General features: G+C 69.6%; 18 protein-coding genes and 1 pseudogene. 6 read left to right on the top strand and 13 right to left on the bottom strand.

Annotation, left to right across the window (positions count from 1 at the left end; all coding sequences use genetic code 11):
• Nucleotides 1-32 precede the first annotated feature (32 nt).
• Genes ACFY8U_RS05335 through ACFY8U_RS05310 form a run of 6 tightly spaced genes read right to left on the bottom strand, consistent with a single transcriptional unit; the run spans nt 33 to nt 5,174 of the window.
• Complete coding sequence (locus tag ACFY8U_RS05335) at nt 33-1,130, bottom strand: glycosyltransferase family 4 protein (protein WP_389565838.1); 1,098 nt, start codon at nt 1,128-1,130, stop codon at nt 33-35.
• Complete coding sequence (locus tag ACFY8U_RS05330; protein ID WP_389565836.1) at nt 1,127-1,663, bottom strand: deoxycytidine triphosphate deaminase; 537 nt, start codon at nt 1,661-1,663, stop codon at nt 1,127-1,129. Before ACFY8U_RS05330 ends, ACFY8U_RS05335 begins: the two co-directional genes overlap by 4 nt.
• Nucleotides 1,660-2,196: a dCTP deaminase gene (dcd, locus tag ACFY8U_RS05325; RefSeq protein WP_389565833.1), complete on the bottom strand. Its 537-nt coding sequence runs from the start codon at nt 2,194-2,196 to the stop codon at nt 1,660-1,662. The genes ACFY8U_RS05330 and dcd overlap by 4 nt, the downstream gene beginning before the upstream one ends.
• Nucleotides 2,193-3,413: a metallophosphoesterase gene (locus tag ACFY8U_RS05320; RefSeq protein ID WP_389565831.1), complete on the bottom strand. Its 1,221-nt coding sequence runs from the start codon at nt 3,411-3,413 to the stop codon at nt 2,193-2,195. Before ACFY8U_RS05320 ends, dcd begins: the two co-directional genes overlap by 4 nt.
• Nucleotides 3,410-4,729 (bottom strand): UDP-N-acetylglucosamine 1-carboxyvinyltransferase, encoded by a 1,320-nt coding sequence (locus ACFY8U_RS05315; protein WP_389565828.1) that lies wholly within the window; start codon nt 4,727-4,729, stop codon nt 3,410-3,412. Before ACFY8U_RS05315 ends, ACFY8U_RS05320 begins: the two co-directional genes overlap by 4 nt.
• Before the next feature lie 4 nt (nt 4,730-4,733).
• Entirely contained in the window at nt 4,734-5,174 is a 441-nt protein-coding gene (locus ACFY8U_RS05310) for an ATP-binding protein (RefSeq protein WP_389565825.1), read from the bottom strand.
• A 176-nt stretch (nt 5,175-5,350) separates the two neighbouring features.
• Between ACFY8U_RS05310 and ACFY8U_RS05305 the strand changes: the two genes are divergently transcribed.
• Together ACFY8U_RS05305 and ACFY8U_RS05300 are read left to right on the top strand one after the other, a co-directional pair.
• Nucleotides 5,351-6,628 carry a helix-turn-helix domain-containing protein gene (locus tag ACFY8U_RS05305; RefSeq protein WP_389565823.1) on the top strand — a complete coding sequence of 426 codons (1,278 nt, stop codon included), beginning with the start codon at nt 5,351-5,353 and terminating at the stop codon, nt 6,626-6,628.
• Entirely contained in the window at nt 6,625-7,179 is a 555-nt protein-coding gene (locus ACFY8U_RS05300; protein WP_389565820.1) for a flavoprotein, read from the top strand. The genes ACFY8U_RS05305 and ACFY8U_RS05300 overlap by 4 nt, the downstream gene beginning before the upstream one ends.
• A 109-nt stretch (nt 7,180-7,288) precedes the next feature.
• Here the strand turns inward: ACFY8U_RS05300 and ACFY8U_RS05295 are convergent, their stop codons facing one another.
• From ACFY8U_RS05295 to ACFY8U_RS05275, 5 genes are all read right to left on the bottom strand, one after another.
• Nucleotides 7,289-7,672: a hypothetical protein gene (locus ACFY8U_RS05295; protein ID WP_389565817.1), complete on the bottom strand. Its 384-nt coding sequence runs from the start codon at nt 7,670-7,672 to the stop codon at nt 7,289-7,291.
• Between the two features lie 112 nt (nt 7,673-7,784).
• Nucleotides 7,785-9,485, bottom strand: coding sequence for a relaxase/mobilization nuclease domain-containing protein (locus ACFY8U_RS05290; RefSeq protein ID WP_389565814.1), 1,701 nt, complete (start codon nt 9,483-9,485; stop codon nt 7,785-7,787).
• Complete coding sequence (locus ACFY8U_RS05285; RefSeq protein ID WP_389565811.1) at nt 9,482-9,838, bottom strand: plasmid mobilization protein; 357 nt, start codon at nt 9,836-9,838, stop codon at nt 9,482-9,484. The genes ACFY8U_RS05290 and ACFY8U_RS05285 overlap by 4 nt, the downstream gene beginning before the upstream one ends.
• Nucleotides 9,839-10,727: 889 nt before the next feature.
• Nucleotides 10,728-11,426: an ATP-binding protein gene (locus ACFY8U_RS05280; protein ID WP_389565809.1), complete on the bottom strand. Its 699-nt coding sequence runs from the start codon at nt 11,424-11,426 to the stop codon at nt 10,728-10,730.
• Entirely contained in the window at nt 11,423-12,343 is a 921-nt protein-coding gene (locus ACFY8U_RS05275; RefSeq protein ID WP_389565806.1) for a hypothetical protein, read from the bottom strand. The genes ACFY8U_RS05280 and ACFY8U_RS05275 overlap by 4 nt, the downstream gene beginning before the upstream one ends.
• Before the next feature lie 568 nt (nt 12,344-12,911).
• Between ACFY8U_RS05275 and ACFY8U_RS05270 the strand changes: the two are divergent.
• The 3 genes and pseudogenes from ACFY8U_RS05270 to ACFY8U_RS05260 form a co-directional block, all read left to right on the top strand.
• Nucleotides 12,912-13,148: pseudogene (locus ACFY8U_RS05270) on the top strand (helix-turn-helix domain-containing protein); the annotation flags it as partial.
• A 249-nt stretch (nt 13,149-13,397) separates the two neighbouring features.
• Nucleotides 13,398-13,676, top strand: coding sequence for a helix-turn-helix transcriptional regulator (locus tag ACFY8U_RS05265; protein ID WP_389566184.1), 279 nt, complete (start codon nt 13,398-13,400; stop codon nt 13,674-13,676).
• A gap of 57 nt (nt 13,677-13,733) precedes the next feature.
• The gene (locus tag ACFY8U_RS05260; RefSeq protein WP_389565804.1) at nt 13,734-15,011 is read left to right on the top strand and encodes a tyrosine-type recombinase/integrase; all 1,278 of its coding nucleotides are present in this window, start codon (nt 13,734-13,736) and stop codon (nt 15,009-15,011) included.
• A 26-nt stretch (nt 15,012-15,037) separates the two neighbouring features.
• Here ACFY8U_RS05260 and ACFY8U_RS05255 read toward each other — a convergent pair whose 3' ends face one another.
• Both ACFY8U_RS05255 and ACFY8U_RS05250 read right to left on the bottom strand, forming a co-directional pair.
• Complete coding sequence (locus ACFY8U_RS05255; RefSeq protein ID WP_389565801.1) at nt 15,038-19,066, bottom strand: hypothetical protein; 4,029 nt, start codon at nt 19,064-19,066, stop codon at nt 15,038-15,040.
• A 440-nt stretch (nt 19,067-19,506) separates the two neighbouring features.
• Nucleotides 19,507-20,634, bottom strand: coding sequence for a magnesium and cobalt transport protein CorA (locus ACFY8U_RS05250; protein WP_389565798.1), 1,128 nt, complete (start codon nt 20,632-20,634; stop codon nt 19,507-19,509).
• 154 nt (nt 20,635-20,788) lie between these two features.
• Between ACFY8U_RS05250 and ACFY8U_RS05245 the strand changes: the two genes are divergently transcribed.
• Entirely contained in the window at nt 20,789-21,910 is a 1,122-nt protein-coding gene (locus ACFY8U_RS05245; RefSeq protein ID WP_389565795.1) for a winged helix DNA-binding domain-containing protein, read from the top strand.
• Nucleotides 21,911-21,962 lie beyond the last annotated feature (52 nt).

Genomic DNA, 21,962 nt, shown 5'->3' with positions numbered 1-21,962 from the left:
CCGGGGCGGTGCCGGCTGCGCCACGGGTGGTGTCAGGCGAGCTGCCGGCCGAGGTCGGCGATGGCCGTGGCGGTGGCGCTGAGGGGGAAGCGGGCGGCGTTGGTGCGGCCGGATGCGCGGAGCATCTCCTGGAGGCCCGGAGTGGCGCGCAGGCGGTGGAGGTCGTGGGCGGCGGTGGTGGGGTTGGTGAAGTCGGTGGCCAGTCCGGTGCCGGAGAGGGCTTCGCTGAGTCCGGGAACGGGTTGGTAGAGGACGGGGAGTCCGCAGGCCTGGGCTTCGAGGGCGACGAGGCCCATGGCCTCCAGGGTGGTGGAAGGCACGGCGAGCACGTCGTGGTCGGCGAAGGCCTCCCAGAGTTGGGGGCGGCGGAACCAGCCGAGGTAGCGGACGTGGACGCCGAGCTGGCGGATGACCGGGGCGAGGTCGAGGAACTGGGCGCGCGGGGCGGCGATGCTCAGCTCGACCGAGCGGGTGGCCGCGACGGCTTGGAGGAGGGGTTCGAGGCCCTTCTCGGAACTGAGGCGGCCTGCGAAGAGGATCCGCAGGTGGCTGGTGGGCCGTCGGGCGGGCCGGGGCGGTGGGCCGGTGAGGAGGTGGTCGGGGATGCCCCAGGGGATCTTCTCGATCTTGCGCCTGTCCGTCTTGGGGGCGAGCTTGAGCAGGCGGTCGGCCATGGCGCCGGTGGGGACGACGATCGCGTCGGCAGCGGAGGCGGTCTCGCGGAGAACGCGTAGCTGCGTGGTGTGGTTCTCGGCGTGCAGGAGGTCGGTGCCGTGGACGAAGGCGATCCGGGGGTGTGCGGGCAGGGCGCGCAGGAGAGCGGGGGTGGCGCCGAAGGCCAGGTGGTGCAGGTGCAGCACGCTGATCTGGTGCGGGTCGATGGCGGCCGTCATGGCGTGGCGCAGGTTGGTGACGTACCGGCTGAAGGCGTGGCCGTCGAGGCATTTGCCGGCGGCGTGCAGCAGGTCGATGCCGGCCGGGGTGCGGGGTCGGGGGCCGTCGGGGGCGAGCATGAAGGCGCGGGAGGGGATGGCGGGCTGGGTGCCGGCGTAGAGGTCGAGGAAGAGTTCGACGCTCCCGCCGGGGCTGGGGAACGGCAGGTCGAGGGCGGTGGCGACAACGCGGTTCACCGGCGGCCTCCAGGGTTCTCCTCGTAAAGGCGTGATGTCTCGATGCCCTCGCTGGTGCGGTACTTGAGGCCGTGCTGCTGGTAGCTGGCGGGGGAGCCGTGGGTGCGGAGGAAGACGAGCTTGCCGAAGGTCATGCCGGGCCGGACGCGTACGGGGCGGGTGGCTCGGATCTCCAGGGTCCAGCGGATCGCATGGCCCTGGTGCCCGAGCGGCGCGGAGACGTGGACCCAGATGCCGAGGGAGCCGGTGGTCCGGTCGCCGTTGAGGAGTTGGGCGTACGTCTCGGAGCCGGTCCGCTCCAGGGTGTGTCCGAGGTAGAGGTGGCCCGGCTCCAGGACGTAGCCGTCGTCGGGGAGGGTGAGTTCGGAGAAGGCGGTGGGACTGGCGGCGTCGAGGTCGCCCTCGCAGACGCGGAGCGTGCTGCCCAGGCGCCAGTCGTACGCGTTGGGGGACAGGCGGTTCGGGTCGTACGGGTCGATGGTGATGCGGCCCGCCTCGCGGGCGGCGGCAATGGCTGGTCCGGTGAGGATCACGGGGTCACCGCCGTGGCGTCGAGGTCACGCCAGTACGCGGAAGGCTGGGGCCCGGAGGCCGCCTGGTACTTGCCCTCGTACAGGTCGATGGCGCCCTCGGAGACGAAGAACATGATCTGCCCGATCTTCATCCCGGCGTAGACGCGCACGGGGCGGGTCGGGGTGAGCATCAGCGTCCACTGGCCGTGGAAGCCGATGTCGCCGATGGGTGCGGTGATCTCGACGAACAGCCCCAGCCGGCCGACGGAGGAGCGACCGAAGAGCAGGGGGACGAAGAGGTCGGATCCCACCTCCTCCAGGGTGTGGCCGAGATACAGCTCGCCGGCCTGCAGGACGTGGCCGTCGTCGCCGATCTCTGTGCGGCGGGTGGGGTTCGGGCGGTGGGTGTCGAGTACCTGGTCGGTGTAAGTGAGCAGGGTCCCGCCCAGGCGGACGTTGTAGCTGTTCGGGTTGACCTGGGTCGGCGTGAAGGGGGAGATGCGCAGCCGTCCGTCCTTCGAGGCGGAGGTGATCTCGTGCCCGGTGAGGATCACTGGTCGTCTCCGTTGGTCAGGATGCTCCGGATCGCCGAGCCGAGGCTGAGGCCCGAGGGCTGGGCTCGGCTGCCGAGACAGGTGTCGGCGAGGTAGTCGGTGGTCAGCACGCTCGCCAGGCCGGCGGGAAGCGGATCGGGGGAGGTGATCAGGGGTCCCGCCGGCTCGGTGAGGTGGGTCAGCAGTGCAGCGGGGTCGTTACGGAAGGCTGGCGCGACCTGGGCCTCGACCAGGCTGTTGTCGAACGGCTCGATGGCCAGCAGATCTCCGGCGGTGAGGACTTCGCCGAGCAGCGTCGTGCGCACGGCGGTCTCGTTGAGGACGACGGCCTCGCTACCCAGTCCGCTGCGCAGCCGGTCGGCCAGTTCGCGGAGCAGAGCGTGGCGGTCGAGCGGCCTGTTCCGATAGGGCGCGACGAGACGGCCCAGCGGCTCGGCCAGCTGTGCGTCGATGGAGGCGATCTGTTGACGGACGGAGGCCAACTCGGTCGGTAGGACGGATCTCGAGGCGTCGGGGAAATGGGCGGTCCGTCCGACCCAGCCTTCGGGGGAGCGCTCGGCGACTGCGTAGCCGACGGCGAGTTCCTGGCCCTTGAGCACGATGGTGCTGCCGACCCGTTCGGGTCCCGTGTGTTCGCTGTGGCAGTGGCCGGCGAAGACCACGTCGAGGAAGGGGCACGCCTCGGCGAGCTGGAGGTCCTGCTCGAAGCCGGAGTGGCTGAGGAGGACCCAGGAGTCGACCTCGTGGTGGCGCGCGAGCATCAGCTCGCGCAGGGCGTGGACTGGATCGGTGACGCGGTGGCCGGACCGCTGTCCGACCGGGATCGACTTGAATGCCTGCTGGCCGATCACGGCCGTGACGGCCGTCCTTCGGCCCGCGATGTCCACGATGCGCAGACGTCGGAAGAGCGCGTTGCCGGTGGAGTCCTCGACGACGTTCGCGCATACGGTCCGCCGGTGGAGGGCGGGCTCGAAGTAGTGCGGCCAGCCGTGGTTCCCGGGAGCGACGACGTCGTACAGGGCGAGCAGGATGTCCCGTTCGAGCGAGCCCCGGCCGAGGCGGTAGTACCCGGTGCCCTCGAAGAAGTCACCGCAGTCCACCAGCAGGCTGTCTGTGCGCGCCTGGTGGAGGTGCCCGAGCAGCGGGCCATCGGCGCCGAGGGCGGAGTGGACGTCGGTGGTGGCCATGATCTGTCCTAGGGAACGGGCCGTGGTCATGGCGCGACCTCGCAGATGTCGGCGCCGAGGTGGAGGAGCTTGCCGGGCAGGTCGGCGTGGCCGCGGCGGAGCTGGTCGACTCCGCCGAGGGTGGTGATGCCGCGGGCGGTCAGGGCGGCGACCATGAGCGCGGAGCCGGTGCGGATGTCGGTGGCCTCTACCCCGGCTCCGGTGAGGCGTTGCGGGCCGGTCAGCCGGCATTCGGTGGGGGAGATCTCCTCGATCTTCGCGCCGAGCCGAGCCAACTGGGGTAGCAGGTTCCCGTGGCGGCCGGGGTTGATGGAGTCGGCGAACAGGTGTGTCCCGGGCTGGCCGAGAGCCAGTGCCATCAGGGGAGGTTCGAAATCGGCGTCCAGGCCGCCGGTGGCGAGTGTGGCGATGGCGCGAAGGGGACGACCCGTGGGCCGGGCGGCGCTCCCGTCGACCAGGAGGACGTCTTCCCGTACCGAGGTGGGGATGCCCAGCCGCTGCAAGGCTGCCTGCAACGGCACCACATCCCGACCTTGGACGCCCTCGATGCGCGCGGTCCCACCGGTGGCGGCGACGGCGCAGGCCAGGGTGCCTGCCTCGATCTTGTCGCCTGGAACGCGCCAAGCCGGAGCCTCGGCCGGTGATGCCGCTGCCGGGCTCAGGTCCAGGACCTGTTCGCCGGCTCGGGCCTCCCATCCCGCCGAGCGCAGGGCGTCCAGCACGGCGAGGACTTCCGGCGACAGGTTCGGCCGACCGAGGCGCAGCGCACGGCCCGCGACGACCGCACGCAGGACGGCGACGACCGTCGCACCGCGCGACCGGAACGGCAACGTGTGGGAGACCGTTCCGGTGGCGGGTCGACCGGCCGCGACGTCATAGCCCTCGTCATGGACGGCGACACGGTCACCGAACGCCTCGTACACCTTGAAGTGCAGGTCCATGCCGCGCTCCCCGATCCGGCATCCCCCCGGCCAGGGCAGCCGGGCGTTCCCCTGTAGGGCGAAGAGTGCGGGCACCAGGTAGTACGACGCGCGGATCCGTGCGGCCGGGGCCAGGTCGGGTTCCGCGGGTACGGCGTCAGGGGCCATGATCACCACGCTGTCGGGCCGTCCCACAGCTCGGGCGACGTGCCAGCCCGCCCCTTGGATCAAGGTGAGCATCCAGTGGACGTCGGCGCTGGCGGGGACGTTCTCCAGCTGGATGGTCCGGCGCACGGCTGCTGCGGCGGCCAGCAGCGGCAGGGCGGCGTTCTTGGAGCCGTCGACGGTGACCGAACCGGAGAGGGGACTCCCCGGACGTACGGCGATCACCTCCGCGCTCGTCGCAAGAGCTCGATGGGGTGCCATGCGTTCAACTCCTTTGCAGGGGAGGTTGCGTGATGGATGGCGTGACCGAGGTGGGTACGGACAGATCGAGCTCGGCCCAGCAGGACTTGCCGCCGGCGCTGTGGTCTACGCCGTGCCGGTCGGCGAGGGCGTCGATGATCAGCAGCCCGCGGCCGTCCTCGGTGTCCGTACGGGGTGGGCGTGCGTGGGGGAGGACGGAACTCCGGTCGCGGACCTCGAAGCGCAGTCGGCTCCCGAGCAGGCGAGCGGTTACGGAAGCAGCTTCGTTTCCCGTGTGCTGAACGGCGTTCGCCAGCAGTTCGCCGGCCACGACCTCTGCCACGCACATGCCGTCGGTGCCGATGACCGTGCGCCAGCCCCTGATCTCGTTCATCACCTGGTGCCGGGCACGAGCGGCGCCCTCGGGCGTACTCGTGACGGCCAGCGTGACCTCGTGCACTTCCATGAGCAGCCTCCTGGAGGGGTGCGGTTCCACCAGGCAAGCGGGTCAGGAGGCGGCCTCGCGACGGGCCGCGCAGCCCCTGCATCGTTCATGCACGTTGTGCATGGCGGGCAAGTTCGTTGCAGCTAGGCTCGGTTGAGCAGGCAGGATCGGTCTCGGCAGAAGGGGCCGTGGCGGAGATGGTCGACACGCAGGGCGAGGTGTACCGGATCGGTGAACTGATCCGCCGGGCTCGGGTCTTACAGGGCCGCTCACAAGCGGACGTGGCCGGCGAGCTGGGGTATCACCAGTCGAAGATCAGCCGGCTGGAGGGCGGACGCGGAACGGACGACATCCGCGTCCTGCGCGACGTCGCCCGCATCCTGCGCATTCCTCCGGCCCGACTCGGTCTGGCGGAGGCCGCCCCGGAAGCCGATCCCCACGACCCGGAGACAGAAGAAATGCTGCGCCGCCGTACCCTCCTTGCCGCCAGCGTCACCGCGCTCACAGCCTCGGTCGCGCCGACGGCTGCGCACCCCGCGCTCGTCCAGGCGCTCCTGCCCGGGATGCCGACGACTCCGACGACGGAAGCGCCGGAGTCCGGGCAACTGCGAAATCGGGCCACGGCCATCCGGCGCCTCTGGAGCACTTGCGACTACGCGGAGTTGGAGCGGACTCTTCCCGGCCTGATCGCCGATCTTCGGCACTGCATCGCCGACTCCCCGCAGGCCGAGGAGCTTCCTCGCTTCCTGGCCACGGCCTACCAGACCTCGGCCAGCCTCCTGCTCAAGCAGGGAGACCCCGGCACGGCGTGGCTCGCCGTCGGGCGCGCGATGGCCGAGGCCGAACGCTCAGGTGATCCACTCGTCCTCGCCGCCAGCGTCCGCCTCCACGCGCACGTCCTGGTCCGCGAACAGCACGCCGGCCAGGCCGTCACGCTGATCAAGCACACGGCCTCACAACTCACCGGTGCGTACGACCGGCAGCCCCACCACCACCTCTCCGTGCTCGGGTTGCTGCTACTGCGCGGAGTTACGGCTGCCAGCAGGGCCGGGGACCGCGCTGCCACCGCAGAGTTCCTGGCCGAGGCCAAGGAGGTGGCGAAGTACGTCGCCCTGGACCACCCCGACGCCTGGGCCAACTTCAGCCCCACCAACGTGGCCCTCCACGAGGTCAGCGCGGCCGTGTCCTTCGGCGACGCGGGCGTCGCCATCGACATCGCCCGTCCGCTCATGCGCCGGCACATCCCGGTTCCCGAGCGCCGGGCCGCCCTATGGGTGGAAGCCGCCCGTGCCTACGCGGAGCAGGGCCGCCTCGCCGACGGCTACCAGGCCCTGCGGATCGCGGAGACCTGCGCAGCCCAGGACGTGCGACGCCCAGCCGTCCGGGACCTGGTCGCCGACATGGCGGCGCGCGACCGTCGGCGTACGCTGCCAGAGCTCCACCACTTCAGCCGCCGACTGGGAGTACCCGCGTGACCGAGCCGCAGCGCAAGCCCTTCCTGTACGTCGTCGTCTGCGCAGCCGGGATCGCGGGCGACGTCGGCAAGCTGATCGATGCCGCGCACGAGCGGAGCTGGGACGTCGGGGTCGTCGCCACCCCGCAGGGGCTTCCCTTCCTCGACGTATCCGAGATCGAGGAGCGGACGGGTTACCCCGTCCGCTCCGCCTGGCGCGCGCCCGGCGACGCACGGTCCTTCCCGCCCGCCGATGCGGTCGCCGTAGCCCCGGCCACCTTCAACACGGTCAACAAGTGGGCGGCCGGCTTCGCGGACAACCTCGCCCTCGGCATCCTCTGCGAGGCTCCGGGCATGGGCATCCCCACCGCCGTCCTGCCCTACGTGAACACCGCCCTTGCGGCCCATCGCGCGTACCAGCGGAGCCTCGCAGAGCTGCGCGAGATGGGTGTTCTGGTCGGCAGCTACGAGCCTCACCGCCCGAAGTCCGGCGGCGGTGCCGACCGCTTCCGCTGGGAGGAAGCCGTTGACCTCCTGGCTCCGTTGCTGGCGGCAGGGGCCGCCCACCACTGATCCTGCGACTGCCAGTGGGTAAGGCCTGCCGGATTTGCACATTGGGAATGCCTGCGACCGGTGACCGGGAGGTACCCGGTCACCGGTCGCAGAGTGCTGTTCAGGCCCGTCAGTCTTCGTAGGGGAGGTATATGCCGCCATCCGGAGCGGCGATGGCGCACAGGCGCTCGTACTCGGCGCGGTCTTCCTCTGTCATGTGCGGGAGTACGTCCATGACCATGCGGGCTTCGGGGTGCCGAGCGAAGTACGAGAACAAGAGCTCGGTGAGGGCCCCCACGGCGGTGTCCTGCTCGAGGGCAGCCGCGGCGTTGCGGGCGCTCAGTGCTGCCACGGCTTCGAGTTCGGCGCGCGTGGCCTGGAAGGCGGTGACCTGTTCGGCCCGTGTGAAGGGGCGCCCGTCACTGTGGGACCAGGTGTTGGTGTCGGGTCGGAGCTTGAAGTCCGCGTCCAACAGCAGGGCGATGATTTCGATGCGCAGTTCGGTTTCGGGCATGCGGGGGTTCCTTACGGGACGGGGCCGGTGGTGATGTTTTCAATGCTCCGGAGAAACCCCGGTTTGGCTGACCGGGGATCGTCGGCTATGTAGGGACGGCCACGTCCGGGCGTCAGCGGCGGCGGGAGGCGTTGTTCGCGACCTTCGGAGCCGGTTGTGTGGTCGCCGCGCGCCGGGGGAGCGATGCTGCGGGATCGGCAGGCAGGTGCGCGAGACGGCGGAGACGCCAGACGAGGACGTCGCTGACGGAGGTGGCGCTGTCCAGCTCCCGGTGCCGCGTGGCTTCTGCGAGGAGGCGGTCCGGGTTGTGGCCTGCGGCCCGGGTATCGGCGAGGGTGGCCGCCAGGGCGGGCCAGCCCGGCTCGGCCAGAACTTGTTCGGCGATCTCGGGCAGCGCCTGGCGTAGTACGGCTGCCTGTCGTCGCTGCAGTGACAGGGAGCGGCCCCGCTGGTGGAGCACGGACATCGGATGGGCGGCCGCGATCTCGTAGGCGGCGCGCAGGTGTTCGGCGGCTTGATGGGCGGCTTCGGCTTGCTGGGCGTGGTGCTTCTTGGCGTGCCAGTTCGCCGCCGTGGTGACGAGGAAGAACGCGGTGTCGATGAGCATGGCGGTGGTGGCGCCGTCCTCTCCGCTGCCGAGGGCTGGTCCGCTGTGGGTGAGGTCGTGCGCGGCCTGGCGCAGGGCGCGGTCGTGCCCGCGTACGGCGCGGACGTGGGAGCGCGAGGCCCGCTCGAACGCGAAGGCTGCATCCCGGAGTTCTCGGTGGGTGTGGGCGGCGGAGGTCCCGGCGAGCGCGTCGAGGACCTCGCCGGCAGCGGCGATCTGGGCTGCTGCCGTGCCGTCGTCGCCGTGCTCGATGAGCAGCAGCGCCTGCCAGGTCGCCGTGGTCGCGCGGCGGCGGGCGTACGCCGGGCCGGTCACCGGCGGGAGGGCGGGCTGCTCCTGTGAGATGACCTCGTCCGAGGAGGGTTCTGCCGGCAGGGTCCAGCGTTCGCGGATGCGGGGCAAGGAGAGGTCGGGGGCGAGCTTGGACCCCGAGTAGAAGACGGGCTCACCGTGCTTGTTTCGGTCGTCGGGCAGGGCCACGGTGTAGCCGAGGAGGTCCCCGGACGGCGCCACGCGCTGCTTTACGAGGACACCGGCATGGGTGAGGCGGCCGAAGAACTCCTCCTCGCTCCGGGCACCGGCCGCCGCGCGTCGGACGCTCTCGCGCAGTTCCTCCCTCGGGGTGCGTTCCCGCTGGTGGCGGGCGGCTTTGTGACGCTCGGCGCTGGTGGGGCGCTGGGCTGCGGTTCCGTCACCGGTGTTGAGGCGGCGCAGGCCGTAGTCGGCCTCGACGAGACGGGCTTCGGCCTGGGAGCGCTTGGCTTCGTTGTGGCGGCGGGGCCGGCGGCCGTCCTCGCGGACGGTGGTGGCGATGATGTGGACGTGGTCGTCGGCGTGGCGGACGGCTGCCCAGCGACAGGCGGCGGTGTCGCCCGCGGGGGCCATGCCGGTGGCGGCAACCATGCGGCGGGCGATGTCGCCCCACTGCTCGTCGCTGAGGACCGGGTCCTCGGGCGCGGCCCGTACGGACAGGTGCCACACGTGCTCGGTGGGGCGCCGTGACGTGGGCAGGGCTTCGACGGGCTGGTCGAGGAGCCTTTGCAGGTCCGCGTAAGTGGCTTTCGGGTTGCGTCCGGGGTCGGGGACGAGGCTGTCCCAGGCCGCCACGAGGTGCGGGTCGGTGTGTTCCTCGTGGGTGCCGGGGCCGAAGAGGTAGCGGATCAGGCCGATGGTGCGGGTGCCCATCTTGTGGACGCGGGGGATCATCCGGCGGGAGTCTCCGTCTCCAAGTAGCGCTGGGTGAAATCCTCCACGCGCTCGGCGGTCCGTTGGACGGCGTCGAGGACCGCCTTGGCGTGCGGGGCGTCGGCGCCGGAGTTCAGGACGGTGGCGACCTGGTTGAGGTTGTTTCCGATCTGGCCGAGGGCCCTGCGCAGCGCGAACAGCTCTCTGGCCATCTCCCGATGGGTGGCGATCTCGGCTTCGGTGTGTTCGAGGTCGCGTGCGGCCTTCAGAGCGGCGTGGGCGAGGAAGCCGGCGATGCTCATGTGGCAGGCAGACGCGGCGTGGGTGAGGAGCTGGAATTCGTCGTCGTTCATGCGGCAGCTGGGCTGGTGCACGCGCTTCTTCTCGGCGAGTAGGCGTTCACGCTGGCGCGCGTGCGATGTCGTGGGGGTGGTGTGCGTGCAGCGGGGTGTGTGGCAGGTGTGTTGTCCCTCCGATTCGTGGTGCGATCCGGCCTTGGCCGCGTCCCGAAGGACCGGCACCCCCCGGTGCCGGTCTGCTCCCGCCACCCCTGGGGCGGGGGCGCCCAGAGCATTGCTCCCGACGGGAGCAATGCTCTGGGTACAACTTGCTCCTCCTGAGGCTGGAAGCGAGGGCATGTGCTCGTCGTGGCTGGGACCATCGTGCGGTGGGTTGTGCATGCGTGTCCTTGAAGCGGTAGAGGCTGGTCGTGTGAAGGGGCTGTTGGGCGGGGTCGACCGGTTGGGGACCGCTCGCTCGTGACGCGAGACGCTGCCGGTGCTGTCCGGGGACCGGGCGGGGACGGTCCCCGTTTCGGGGAGGCGCTCGGTCCCCGGCGGCAGGGGTGTGGGGGACCGGTCCCGTCTCGGTCCCCGTAGTCGTGGGTGGACGGTCCCCGACGTGGTGACCTGACGGTCCCCGAACCGCCGCAGGGTGGTCCCGGATGGTGGGGACCGTGGGGACGGTCCCCACTGAGTAGGGGGACGTCAGGCGGGGGTGACCTGCGGAAACAGAGTTGGGGACCGGTCCCCGTGGTGGCCGGCGCGCGCAGCGCAATCAGGGGACGGTCCCCGATCGACTGTGTCGGTCCCCTCCTGGGGGAGGGCGCTGTCAGGCGGGACCGGGGTCAGTTTGGGGACCGGGACCGGGTTGGGGACCGTGATGGGGACGGGACCGGGACTGTGGGGACGGCCCCCGAACGGCTCGGGTCAGTGGTTCGGTCCCCACGATGACGGGGACCGACCCGGGTGGGGACCGTGGTGGTCAGGAGCCCGACGGCTGGGTGCGTCGGCGGTCCGGGCCGGTGAGGATGACGCGGGTGGTCATCTCTGCCAGGCGTGAGGCGACGCGGTCCCCGACTGCGTTGCGGAGTTCCGCGATCGGCAGGTTGGTGGTGATCAGGGTCGGGAGCATCTCGGTGTAGCGGCGGTTGATCAGCCGGTACGTCAGCTCCTCGGTCCACTCGGACTGCTTGGCCGCGCCGAGGTCGTCCAGGATCAGCAGCGGGCACCGGCCGAGCTCTTGGATCTCCCGCTCGGGGTCGTGGTTGGGCCGGGGCCGGAGCTGGGCGTAGAGGTCGGCGGAGGTGACTGCCTGCCAGCGCAGGCGTACTCCGGCGGCCAGCAGCGAGCGGACGGCTCCGTAGGCCTGATGTGTCTTGCCGATGCCGGTGGTTCCGGCGATCAGCAGCGAGGGACCGTAGGCGATGCCCCGGGTACCGGCCGGCCCGCTTCGCCCGGCGCGGGTGACCGCCTCCACCCAGCCCAGGACTTCGGGTTGGGTGGCGAGTGCCTCGCGGTAGCGGGGCGGGATGCGGCGGTCGGCGAGTTCCAGGGCGGTCACCGGCTCCACCGTGGGCCCGGCGGGTGCGGTGTCGGGGTCGATGCCCTTGGCAGCGAGAATGGCCTGGAGACGGGCTGCCAGGGTGCCAGCACGCTGGGGTTCGCGGGTCGCGGCGGTCACAGCTGGCCTCCGTAAGCGGCTTCGGCGTCAACGGGGTTGGTGTACGGCTGTGGAGCTCTGCGGGCGCCAGCAGTGGCCTGGGGCGGGTTCATGGCCTCGTTGACCAGGCTGGGCAGCAGGCCCGGGTGGAGGCTCTTGACGCGCATGCGCTCGACGCCGGCCCGGACGTGCTCGGGGGCGATGCCTTCGCGCAGCAGCTTCTTGATCTCCCGGCCGACATGGCCCAGAACGCTCTCCGGGGGAAGTTTCCCGCATGCGGCGGCGTACTCGCCGACCATTTGCTGGGCTGTGACGGTCTGGGATGGGGTGGGGGCGCTCGCGCCTCCCAACGGAGATCCTAGATCCATGATCCTAGGTCCTAGATCCGGACCGTGAGGGCTCGGCGCAGGCTCCCGCACCTCTCCCTGACGCTGCACGGAGGGTTCAGTGAACCCGTCCTGACCTGCGGATATAAGGTTCGCTGAAGCGGCATGAGGTGTGCGTGCGAGCTCCGGGGCGGGTGCCTGATGGTGCACGGACGCCTCACGGAGCCCTCCCTGCGCCAGCGGTGAAGTCAGGGGCACCCGGCCACCGTCGTGGTAGGGGCAGTTCGGGTGTCGGACACCGCTGGGGCGGTTGACCTTCTGGTGCTTGGAGAAGGTCACGATGTGCAGGTACCGCTTTCCGTCCTCGCCCTCGTACCGGCAGATGAGTTCATTGCCGGCGAGCTGGGTGAGGTCGTCCTCGACCTCGATCGGGCCGTGTTCGGGGCGCAGGGACCACAAGAGGCCCGCGATGACGGCGGACTGGTCACGGAACCGGCCGTGGTCGTCGGCCTGGGTGAGCAGACCGAAGAACGTCCGCTCCGCGGTGATGCTGACGGCGGCCAGCGATTCGGAGCTGAAGGCTTCCGGCTTGATGGTGCGGATGCGTGCCATGTCTATCGCCCCGCCTTCGCCTGCTGCTGGGACGGCGATGCCGGGGTGGGCGCGAGTGTGCGGACGGCTGCTTCGGCCGTAGTGTGGGGCATAGACGTTCCTCAGATCCGTTCAGGAGTGGGCGGTTTGGACAAGGGACTCCCATCGGCTCTCGGCGCTGCAACGCCGGGAGCCGATTCCTTTGTCAGGGGTGCTTGGCCAAGACAGCCACACCCGGCCCGCGCAAGTCCAGCGAATCCGCACTCGAAAAGCGTCAGAGCGCATCGCTGATCGCGAACGTCTTCACAGTAAGGGCGAATCCCCGGTTGACCAAAAAGTCGACGGCGTAGGGAGAGCGGCGAAGATCGCACCCCGAAAGCCATTGACCGGGGTAGACGAGGCGATCTATGTTTCCGCCGTCCGGAGCCCCTGATGGTGTGCGCACCTCTGTGGTCCGAGATGGGCCGTAGTTCCGCAATGGCTGCCTATGCGGGAATCATCAGTTCGTTCTCCGCGAAACGAGCCCCAAAGTCCCATGTCTGGGCTTCCGCGATTACGTGAACCCGGGAACCCGAGCTACAACAGACGCATGCCCCGAAGAGCTACGGAAATCGGTCCCGCCGGAGAACGGACCGCCGGTGCCATCGAGCGCCTGCGCACCTCGCGCGGGTTCGCCCAGCGCGAGCTCGCCGCCCGTGTCACCGAGCTCGGCCACCCCATGACCAACACCATCCTGTCCCGCATCGAACGCACCCGCCGGCGCTGCGACGTGGATGACCTCGTCGCCATTGCTGCCGCCGTCGGTGTCTCCCCACTCGCCCTGCTCCAGCCCGCGACGCAGAGGTCCGGCGGGGTGCGCGGTGACGTCGCCCCGGCTTATACCCGACGATCCCCGGTCAGCCAAACCGGGGATTCTCCAGACCATAGAAGTAGTCCGCTCCACCTGCCTGACAGCAAGTGGGGGCGGACTCGTCATGCCCGATGTCCGTCGCCACAGGCTGTCGACGGAAGGCCCCGAAGGTTTCGATACGTGCGAAGTGCTGCTTGTGACAGTGAATTGCTGGCGAATGTCCGCATGTCTCCCCGCGTGTCGCCGCTGCGGAGGGGTTTTCTGAACGTGCGTGAAGCCGCCGAATACCTGGGGCTGTCGCCCGCCACTCTTTACGTGTGGCGGCACCGTCGCCAAGGTCCGCCGAGTTTTCGGATGGGGCGGAGCGGACGCGTGATGTACCGGATCGAAACCCTTGACGAGTGGATCCGGGAACAAGAGCAGGCGGACTCCCGTAGTAACACTTCCCTAAATCCGGTGAATGCCGCCCCGCAGCGCCGTGCCGGGTACTCGGCCACGGCCTGACCGATCTACCCGGCCTTACCACCCGCCCTACGCCCAACCCTTACCCCGAGGAATTCTTTGGCTGGCTATATCGAAGACCGTTGGATCAAAAAGAAGAAGGATCCCGTCACAGGGAAGCGTGAGCGTACGACCCGTTACGGCAAGGGGTCTCGGTATCGTGTCGCTGGAATCCCGGGCGTCCGGGACATGTCGTTCGATGTGCTGGAGGACGCCAAGGGGTGGCTCCGGCGGTCCGGCACCGACAGCGAGCGGGGCGAGTTCGTCGACCCGCGCGACGGCTCCATCACCTTGACGGACTTCGTCACGCGCCACTGGCGCGCCGGCGTTCGCGGCGCGCCGGGCACGGTCAAACGAGTTGACGAGCGTGTACGACTCCACATCCTTCCGCACCTCGGTGCGGTGGCGCTGCGCGACGTGTCGGCGACCGTCCTGCGCGGCTACATAGCCACGCTCGAAGGCGAATGCTCTCCACGGTACGCCCGGCAGATCCTCACCTCTCTATCGAACATCTTCGAGACCGCGATCGACGACAAGCGCCTCGTCCGCAACCCGATGCGGGCCAAGACGGTGCGTTGGCCGAAGGCCCCAGACGAGGATCGTGACGCGTGGCCGCTGGCAACGGCGCAGCGGGTACGGGACGTGATCAATCCTCGGTACCGGATCGCGGTCGTCGTCGCGCTGGGGTGTGGGCTGCGCCAGGGAGAGGTGTTCGGGCTGTCGCCGAAGGACATCGACTTCGAACGCGGCGTCATCCGAGTGCGCAGACAGGTGCAACTTCTCTCCGGGCGCCTCTACTTCGCCCTGCCCAAGGGCGGCAAGACGCGCATCGTCGACATGCCCCGCTCGGTGGCTGCGGAACTGGCCGCGTACTTCCCCGACCATCCGGCGGTCGACGTCGAGCTCCCCTGGGGCGGACCGGAGCCCGACCGGGAGAAGCAGAGCTTCCCGCTCGTCCTCACGACGACGTACGGCAACGCCATCCGCGCCAACATCTTCAACGACGAGGCCTGGAAGCCGGCCCTCGCCGCGGCCGGAATCATTCCCGTACGGGAGAAGGGTGCGCGGTGGAAGGCTTCACGCAAGGACGGCTTCCACGTGCTCCGGCACACGTACGCCTCGGTCCTCCTCGAAGCGGGGGAGTCCATCGTGACGCTCGCCCGGTGGCTCGGTCACTCAAGTCCGACCATCACCCTCGACCACTACGCCCACTTCATGCCGGAGGCCGGCGGCAAGGGCCGCGCGGCCATCGACGCACTACTCGGCACGGTGCCCGAGTACGTACCTGAGGACCTGGTTTCGTCGCACCGGAGCACTACCGCTCTCACCGAAGGGTGACGAACCACCTCGACCCGCCGATGCCCTCAACCGTCGGTCGCAGCGAGGAGACGCGCCGCATGGTCGGGGTCGAGGTCCCATTGCAGGGTGATGGCCGTCATGCCGTCCAGCTGGAGGTAGTCCTCTGTTGGATGCGCGGTCGCCCCTTGGGCGATGGCGCTAGCGAGGTTCGCCACGCCAGAGTCCTGGAAGGCAGGGCCCTCGGCGATCTCTCTCTCCACCCGACGAGCGAGGGTGTCGAGGAAGTCGAGGATCGCAGCGATGACCGGATCCCCCTGGCGTAGTCCACCAACCACGCTGCGTGCCTGTTGGAACTGCGCCATCGCCTCGTCGGCGGTGCTCTGGTGCCTCGCGTCTGTGTCCCTGAGCGTCGCGAGGTGAGCCAGCCCGGAGAGGCATTGGAGGGCCTGGTGGGCGTCGATGGCAGCGTCGGTGAGTGGGGTCGGGTGTCCTTCAGGAAGCTCGGTGCTCCAAGCGTCGAAGAGGCCGGTCCCCGGCCACAGGGCCGTCTGAAGCTGTTGCGCCATGAGCCTGACTGGCTTGCCGTCGACAAAGGGAACGAGCAGGACGGCCCTGCGGCTGCCCTGGGAGCCGGGATCGTGCTTCAGCAGCGAGCACAGCTGTTCCACTGCCGTCGGCCACTGAGTGAGTTCGGCGAGCTCCACACCCACCGCAAGTTCCGCGGCAGGCCACTCCGTTGAGTCCGCGTCTGAGACAGGTCTGGTGTACACGCTGATGCGGATCCCTGCTGCCCTGGCGCTGGACTGGAGTTTCAGGGGCAGGGCCTCTGCTCGTGCGCCGGCGGCTCGGCGGGCAAGGTCTGCTGCCCGAGAGAGTGCCTGCGCGGATGGTCCTGATCGCGCCGCGGCCCTGAGCTCCTTGTGTCCGAGGGTGCCCCAGGCGAGTTCGGCCAGAACGGCATGCAGGTCTGCGAGGTTCCTCACGAGGTGATCGAGGACATCCGGAGGGTCCTGGCCGATGAGGTGCCAGCGCTCCTCATCCCGCACCTGCATGGCGAGGCTTGGCAGGCTGTCGCCGACGTAGCTGGCGAGCGCTGCATACCCGTTGGGGTCGGCGAGCCTTCGCGTGAGGTTCTCGGCGATCCCGTTCACCAGGTGTTGCAGGTGGTCGCTTCCACCTCCTGGAACGTCGTCGCCGACGGGGAGCGTGGACAGGAACGAAGTGTCGACGGGGAGCGTCAGTGACGCGGCCCAGTCCAGTAGCGCTGCCTGCGTCGTGCGTAGGCCTTCGACCTCTTTGGGTCGACCGCGACCGACGCACCAGGCTTGGGTCAGATCCGTCAGGTATTGGTGGAGCACGGGGAGTGAGGAGGCTGCGGTTGCGGTGCGGGTGGTCCAGTCGGTATGGCCAGCCACCGTTGCGCCGATCAGTGTGCGGGTGCGAGTCCACGCCACCGTGGCGGGCGATCTGTCGTATTGCCGCTTCAGAAGGCTGACCCCGCTGGTGAAGTCACCAATGGTCAGGGGCAGCCCACCGGGTAGCAGATTTTGGATGTCGGCACTCTCGCACTGTGGAAGGCAGCGCAGCAGCATCCGCCCGAGCTCCCTGACCTCCTGTTCGGCGTCCGGTCGTGCCTGGTCCGATACGTGGAGGAGACGGGCGTATGCGACCCGGCTCCCTTCGCGATCGACGATGGACGCCTCAGTGACCCACGGTGAACGGGCCACGAGGGTGTCCAGCACACGTTCCTCCCCGCCTGCGAGTTGCAAGAGCTGTTCGGCCAGGGGCACCGATGCGGTCCGGGCTGTGGAGAGGATGTCCCCGAGGAGATCGACCGGTGCGCTGGCGAGTAGCTGGCCGAATGGCGAATCGGCGAGCACCTTCGGCCCACCCGCGAGATCCAGACCAGTCCCGGCAAGGACGGCGAGCAACCGCTGGGATTCGACGGGCTCCTCGCACTGGGACAGGAGGAGGCAGATCGCTGCTTTGCCGAGCCGTTCCACGAGCGCGTTGCGCAGCGGCGAACCGGAGGTATCCGCCGCTCGGATCTCGGTGATGGCCGCGGCGATCTCGGGTTTGAGCTGCGGCAGCAGGTCCCCGTCCACGAGCGCGAACTGAAGGGTGGTGCGGCGCAACGCGGGTGGGATCCGGTGTCGGTCGAGGGTCCGGAGCCAGTCGGCCGCAGTGCGGTTGACGTCGACCAGCCGTAGAGCCTGCAGAACGCCGGTGGTCGCCTTTACGGAGGGGCGCTGGCCGAGTTCGACCGCGAGCTGGTCCAGTACGACGGGATCCAGCACGGGGTGTTCGGTGAGGACGCCGGCGATGAACGGCTGAAGCTGTGAGTCCGTCAGTATGCGCATCACCGCGAGTACGGTCTCGTCCAAGATCGGCGGCGGAATCGCGTGTACGGCGTCGGCCAGATGCGCCGAGCGCAGTTGGTGCAGCCCGGACAGGAGTCCCCGCCGTTCGTGGACGAGATGCTCATCGGCAAGGCGGGACAACGCCGTGCGAAGGTCCGTGTCTCCAAGGCCCAGCTGTTGCTGAAGTGCCCGTACGGGCAGATCGACGCCCCACTGGTGGGCGATCGAGATCCTGGCCAGGATCTCGATCTCTGCCTGGCGTCCTTCGGCCACGCGCCGCTCGACCTGCTCTGACAGGACATCCGAGAGCCTGCGTCCGCGGGTGAGTAGATGCGTGAATTCCAGGGTCAGGCCGTTTGCCGCGTCGTACGCTTCCCGCCAATGCGCGGCAGCCGTGGTGCCGGTGGCCGACAACCCGGCGTGGATCTGCTCGGCGACCTCCTCATCGAGGGTGACCTCGATCTGGGTACAGTCGACCCGGCTTCGGAGGGGCAGAAGGTCCTCGCTCCGGACCGAGCCGAGGAGCAGGACACCGGGGATCGGGGCGAGCTCGCGGTAGAGGACATCCCATGCCTCGGCCGCTCCGATACCGATGCCGTCCACCACGAATCCGACCGGAGAGCGGGTCGTGGGTTGCAACGCCCTCGCAAGCCTTACGAGCGGGACCGCATCGTCCGCCTGGAGCCGCCTGATGCGGTACCAGAGCACGTGTCTGGTCACGTAGGCAGCCGTCCACATCACGGCGGACTTGCCGATGCCCGACGGGCCGGTCACGAGGACGCTCTGCCCCCGATGGATCGCATCCGCCACCCGCCCGGTCAGGACAGGCCTGGGGGCCGGAAGCCCGGCAGTGATGTGGCCGGGCTGCACGTTGACGCCTTCGTGGAAGCCGGCGGCCTGGAGCGGCCGGTCGAAGTCGACAGGCTCGCAGAGGCCCGTGGCCAGTGCCTCCTCCAGCGATGCACGGTCGATGGTTTCCGCGACCTCGGTCGCAATCCCTGCAATGTTCGTTCGACTCAGTCCTGCCGCTCCCGACAGGGTCGTCTCAGCGTTGGCATCGGCCCGTCTTGCGACGGCGCTGCGCAGGGCCAGCACGACTGCCTCCGCAGCTACCGGCAGCAGCCCGAGCCGTTGGGCTACAGCGGTGCGGGTGTCGTCGGCGGCGGCACGCCATGGCAAGACGTAGAGACTGGCGGCATTGCACCATGCGTCGATTTCATCTTTGGTCAGGCCGGCCTTCGAGGCCTTCGCGTTGAATGCCTGTAGCAACCGGTGGCCTCGCGGTAGGTCACTCAAGGGGTCGCCCCACTGGGTGAACCATTCCCCTTCAACCGGCCGCTCGAGGACAAGAAGGGGCCGACCCTCCAGTCGAGCCTGTACACGCTTCGCGTGCGCCAGGGCCATGGCGACGAGGTGCTCGGCGACCTCGGGTGCGGTGAAGTCGCCGATCCGTTCCTGGCGGGACTTCACCTGGACGTGCCAGGGTGTCGGTCCATCACACGAGAGGTCTTCCAGGCCCTCCGGGACGATGCGATCGGAGTCGAGGGCGCCGGACAGAATGCGGCCGCACAGCCACGCCCCTACAGCGTCTTGGTAGTGGAACCCACGGCCGGCGCGTGCTCCCGAACGCGTCGACACCCACAAGGCCTCGCCAGGTCCGCTGTTCGGTTCGCTTTGCTGCACAGGCACGGGGACCTGGGCCCGCTTGCTACGCCCCCTGCTCTTGCTGGTCATCCGAGAAGCATTGCAGGCCCGTTGGCCAGCCGTATGGCTTACCAGCACGAAGTCTCCGAGACGGTCGCTGAGGAGCTTCCTCAACGGTTGCTTGTTTTCGCGCTGCCCAGGGCGACGGGAGCAGAATCGCCACGGGTGACTCGACACTCGCAGGAGCCGATGGAGTTGGTCCAGGGCACGCCGGTGTGGTGGATGCTCTGCGGGCCGTTCGGCGGCTCCCAGGGAAGCGCTGGCGTGGTGCTCGCCAGCACTCTCGGTGACGGTAAACAGCGGCTGTCCGACCCAAGCAGAAGCGCACGGAACGCGTGGAGCAGCAGGTGGGAGAGGCGCGGCTCGCTCCCTGGCACTGCGCATTCTCCCCAGATTCTCCCCAGGGCCCCGGATTGACCCCGCGGAGACGTTCGCTGTAGCGAATTCGATCAGGGGCTCTTGCCGACTGTCTACAGCCAGTCGCGCTTCTTGAAGATGACGTACAGGCTCACGCAGACCACTGCCATCAGCAGGATTGCGAAGGGGTAGCCGCCTGCCCACTTCAGTTCCGGCATGTCCTCGAAGTTCATCCCGTAGATGGTGCCGACCAGGGTGGGTGCAAAGAGGATGGCTGCCCACGAGGAGATCTTCTTGATCTCCTCGTTCTGTTCGAAGCCCGCCTCCGCCAACGCCCGCATCTCCGCGTTCTGTTGCTGTGTCACCAGTGTCGCGTTCACCGTCAGGATCTCCGTCAGGGCCTGGCGGAAGCCGTCCACGCGTTCGCTGGTGTGGGTGACGTGGTCGGCCACGTCGCGGAGGTAGCGCTGGAGTTCCTCGTCCGTGCCGTACTTCGCGAAGCCCGCCATCAGGCCGTGCAGCATCCCCACCAGGGGGCGGGTGGCGCGCTGGAACTCGACCATTTCCCGGGAGAGTTCGTAGATGCGGCGCGAGACCGCCGGGTCCCCGCCGAAGACCTCGGTCTCGATCTCGTCGATGTCGTTCTGGACGCCCGCCACCACCGGGGCGTAGCCGTCCACGACCGCGTCCAGGATCGCGTACAGGACTGCCTCCGGGCCCAGGGCCAGGAGGTCCGGGTCCTCCTCCATGCGGAGGCGGACCGCCGAGAGGTCCGGGGCCGCTCCGTGGCGGACCGTGATCACGAAGTCCCGGCCCACGAAGATGTGCAGCTCGCCGAAGTCGACCTCCTCCTGGGCGTCCAGGTAGCGGGCGGCGCGCAGAACCACGAAGAGCGTGTCCCCGTACCGTTCCAGCTTCGGGCGCTGGTGGGCCTCCAGCGCGTCCTCGACCGCCAGCTCATGGAGGTCGAACTCGCCTGCCAGCGAGTGCAGTTCGGACTCCGTCGGTCGGTGCAGGCCGATCCACGCCATGCCGTCCGGGTGCTCGCGCAGCTGCCGGAACGTGTCCGCGAGCGTCGCGGGGGAGGCCACCTTGCGTCCGTCCCGGTACAGGGTCGCCTGGACCACGCTCGGCCGGTCCGCCGCCTCGGAACCGGGTCCGGACGGCTGCGGCTCCGGGCGTTGCGCCGCCGGCGGTTCCGGCTGGCGGCGCCAGGCTGCGCGGGGGCGACGCTCCGACATCGTGGGGTCCATCTCCGTCTGCATGATCGGGGCCAGTGGCTCCCCGGCAGGATATACGGGGTGAATCGGCGTAGCTCGGCGGCAGTGGCAGCCCGTGCAGGCCGGCTTCGCATTGCGGACCGTTACTGTCCGCAAGTCCGGGTAGCGTGCTTCCATGGCCTCCAGCTCGACGAACCCGGTCCTCTCCGCCCGCGCCCTGGGCCGTGCCACGCTGGCACGCCAGCTCCTTCTGGAGCCTGCCGCGATCTCCGCCAAGGACGCCGTCTCCCACCTCGTCGGGCTACAGGCGCAGAACACCAAGCCGCCGTACTACGCCCTCGCCGCCCGGCTCGTCGGCTTCCGGCCCGAGCACCTCTCCGACCTCATGGAGTCCCGCGAGGTCGCCCGGATCGTCACCATGCGCTCCACCATCCACACCCACACCGACGACGACATCCTCACCCTGCGGCCCCTCGTCCAGGCCGCCCGCGACCGCGAGCTCACCATGTTCCGCAAGGGCCTCGACGGCGTCGACCTCGACCGCCTCGCCGTCCTCTCCCGCGAGCTCGTCGAGGAGGCGCCCCGTACCCCCAAGGAGATCCGCGAGGCCCTCCTCGTCCACTGGCCCGACGCCGACCCCCAGTCGCTCTCGGTCGCCGCCCGCTGCCTCCTGCCGCTCGTCCAGGTCACCCCGCGCGGCCTCTGGCGCCGGAGCGGGCAGGTCCGTCTCACCACCGCCGAGAACTGGCTCGGCCGCCCCGCCGAGCCGACCCCCGCCCCCGACGCGACGGTCCTCCGCTACCTCTCCGCCTTCGGCCCCGCCTCCGTCAAGGACATGCAGACCTGGTGCGGCCTCACCCGGCTCCGCGACGCCTTCGAGCGGCTGCGCCCCCAGCTCCTCACCTTCCAGGACGAGCACGGAGTCGAACTCTTCGACCTCCCCGACGCCCCGCGGCCCGACGCGGAGACGCCGGCCCCGCCGCGCTTCCTTCCCGAGTACGACAACCTTCTCCTCTCCCACGCCGACCGGACCCGCTTCGTCTCCGCCGAGGCCAGGAACCGCACGTGGAAGGGGAACCAGGCCTTCTCGGTCTTCCTCCTCGACGGTCTCGTCGCCGGACTGTGGCGCCTGGAGGAGACCAAGGAGCGCACGACGATGACCGTCCAGCCCTTCGGCCGTACCACCAAGGCCCACCGCGCCGCCCTCACGGAGGAGGCCGAGCGGTTGGCCGGATCCGGGGTGATGGGGGCGGGTGGCGTTCCGTTCGGGGTGGCGTTCGGTGTCGTGGACGCGTAACCGGCCCGTCCTGCAGAGCGCCCCCCCGGCGACAGCCGCTCACGCCCAGCGC

The organism is Streptomyces sp. NPDC012508 (assembly GCF_042902595.1).
In the GTDB taxonomy this organism is placed as follows: Bacteria; Actinomycetota; Actinomycetes; order Streptomycetales; family Streptomycetaceae; genus Streptomyces.
The sequence above is the reverse complement of the archived record's forward strand: the minus strand, read 5'-3'. Positions and strand labels throughout refer to the sequence as shown.

What these genes read in the sequence shown, in the direction of transcription:
- ACFY8U_RS05320 (WP_389565831.1), bottom strand. Translation starts at nt 3,413, where the DNA reads ATGACCACGGCCCGTTCCCTAGGACAGATCATGGCCACCACCGACGTC.
- ACFY8U_RS05315 (WP_389565828.1), bottom strand. Translation starts at nt 4,729, where the DNA reads ATGGCACCCCATCGAGCTCTTGCGACGAGCGCGGAGGTGATCGCCGTA.
- ACFY8U_RS05310 (WP_389565825.1), bottom strand. Translation starts at nt 5,174, where the DNA reads ATGGAAGTGCACGAGGTCACGCTGGCCGTCACGAGTACGCCCGAGGGC.
- ACFY8U_RS05305 (WP_389565823.1), top strand. Translation starts at nt 5,351, where the DNA reads ATGGTCGACACGCAGGGCGAGGTGTACCGGATCGGTGAACTGATCCGC.
- ACFY8U_RS05295 (WP_389565817.1), bottom strand. Translation starts at nt 7,672, where the DNA reads ATGCCCGAAACCGAACTGCGCATCGAAATCATCGCCCTGCTGTTGGAC.
- ACFY8U_RS05290 (WP_389565814.1), bottom strand. Translation starts at nt 9,485, where the DNA reads ATGATCCCCCGCGTCCACAAGATGGGCACCCGCACCATCGGCCTGATC.
- ACFY8U_RS05275 (WP_389565806.1), bottom strand. Translation starts at nt 12,343, where the DNA reads ATGGCACGCATCCGCACCATCAAGCCGGAAGCCTTCAGCTCCGAATCG.
- ACFY8U_RS05265 (WP_389566184.1), top strand. Translation starts at nt 13,398, where the DNA reads ATGTCTCCCCGCGTGTCGCCGCTGCGGAGGGGTTTTCTGAACGTGCGT.
- ACFY8U_RS05255 (WP_389565801.1), bottom strand. Translation starts at nt 19,066, where the DNA reads ATGACCAGCAAGAGCAGGGGGCGTAGCAAGCGGGCCCAGGTCCCCGTG.
- ACFY8U_RS05250 (WP_389565798.1), bottom strand. Translation starts at nt 20,634, where the DNA reads ATGTCGGAGCGTCGCCCCCGCGCAGCCTGGCGCCGCCAGCCGGAACCG.
- ACFY8U_RS05245 (WP_389565795.1), top strand. Translation starts at nt 20,789, where the DNA reads ATGGCCTCCAGCTCGACGAACCCGGTCCTCTCCGCCCGCGCCCTGGGC.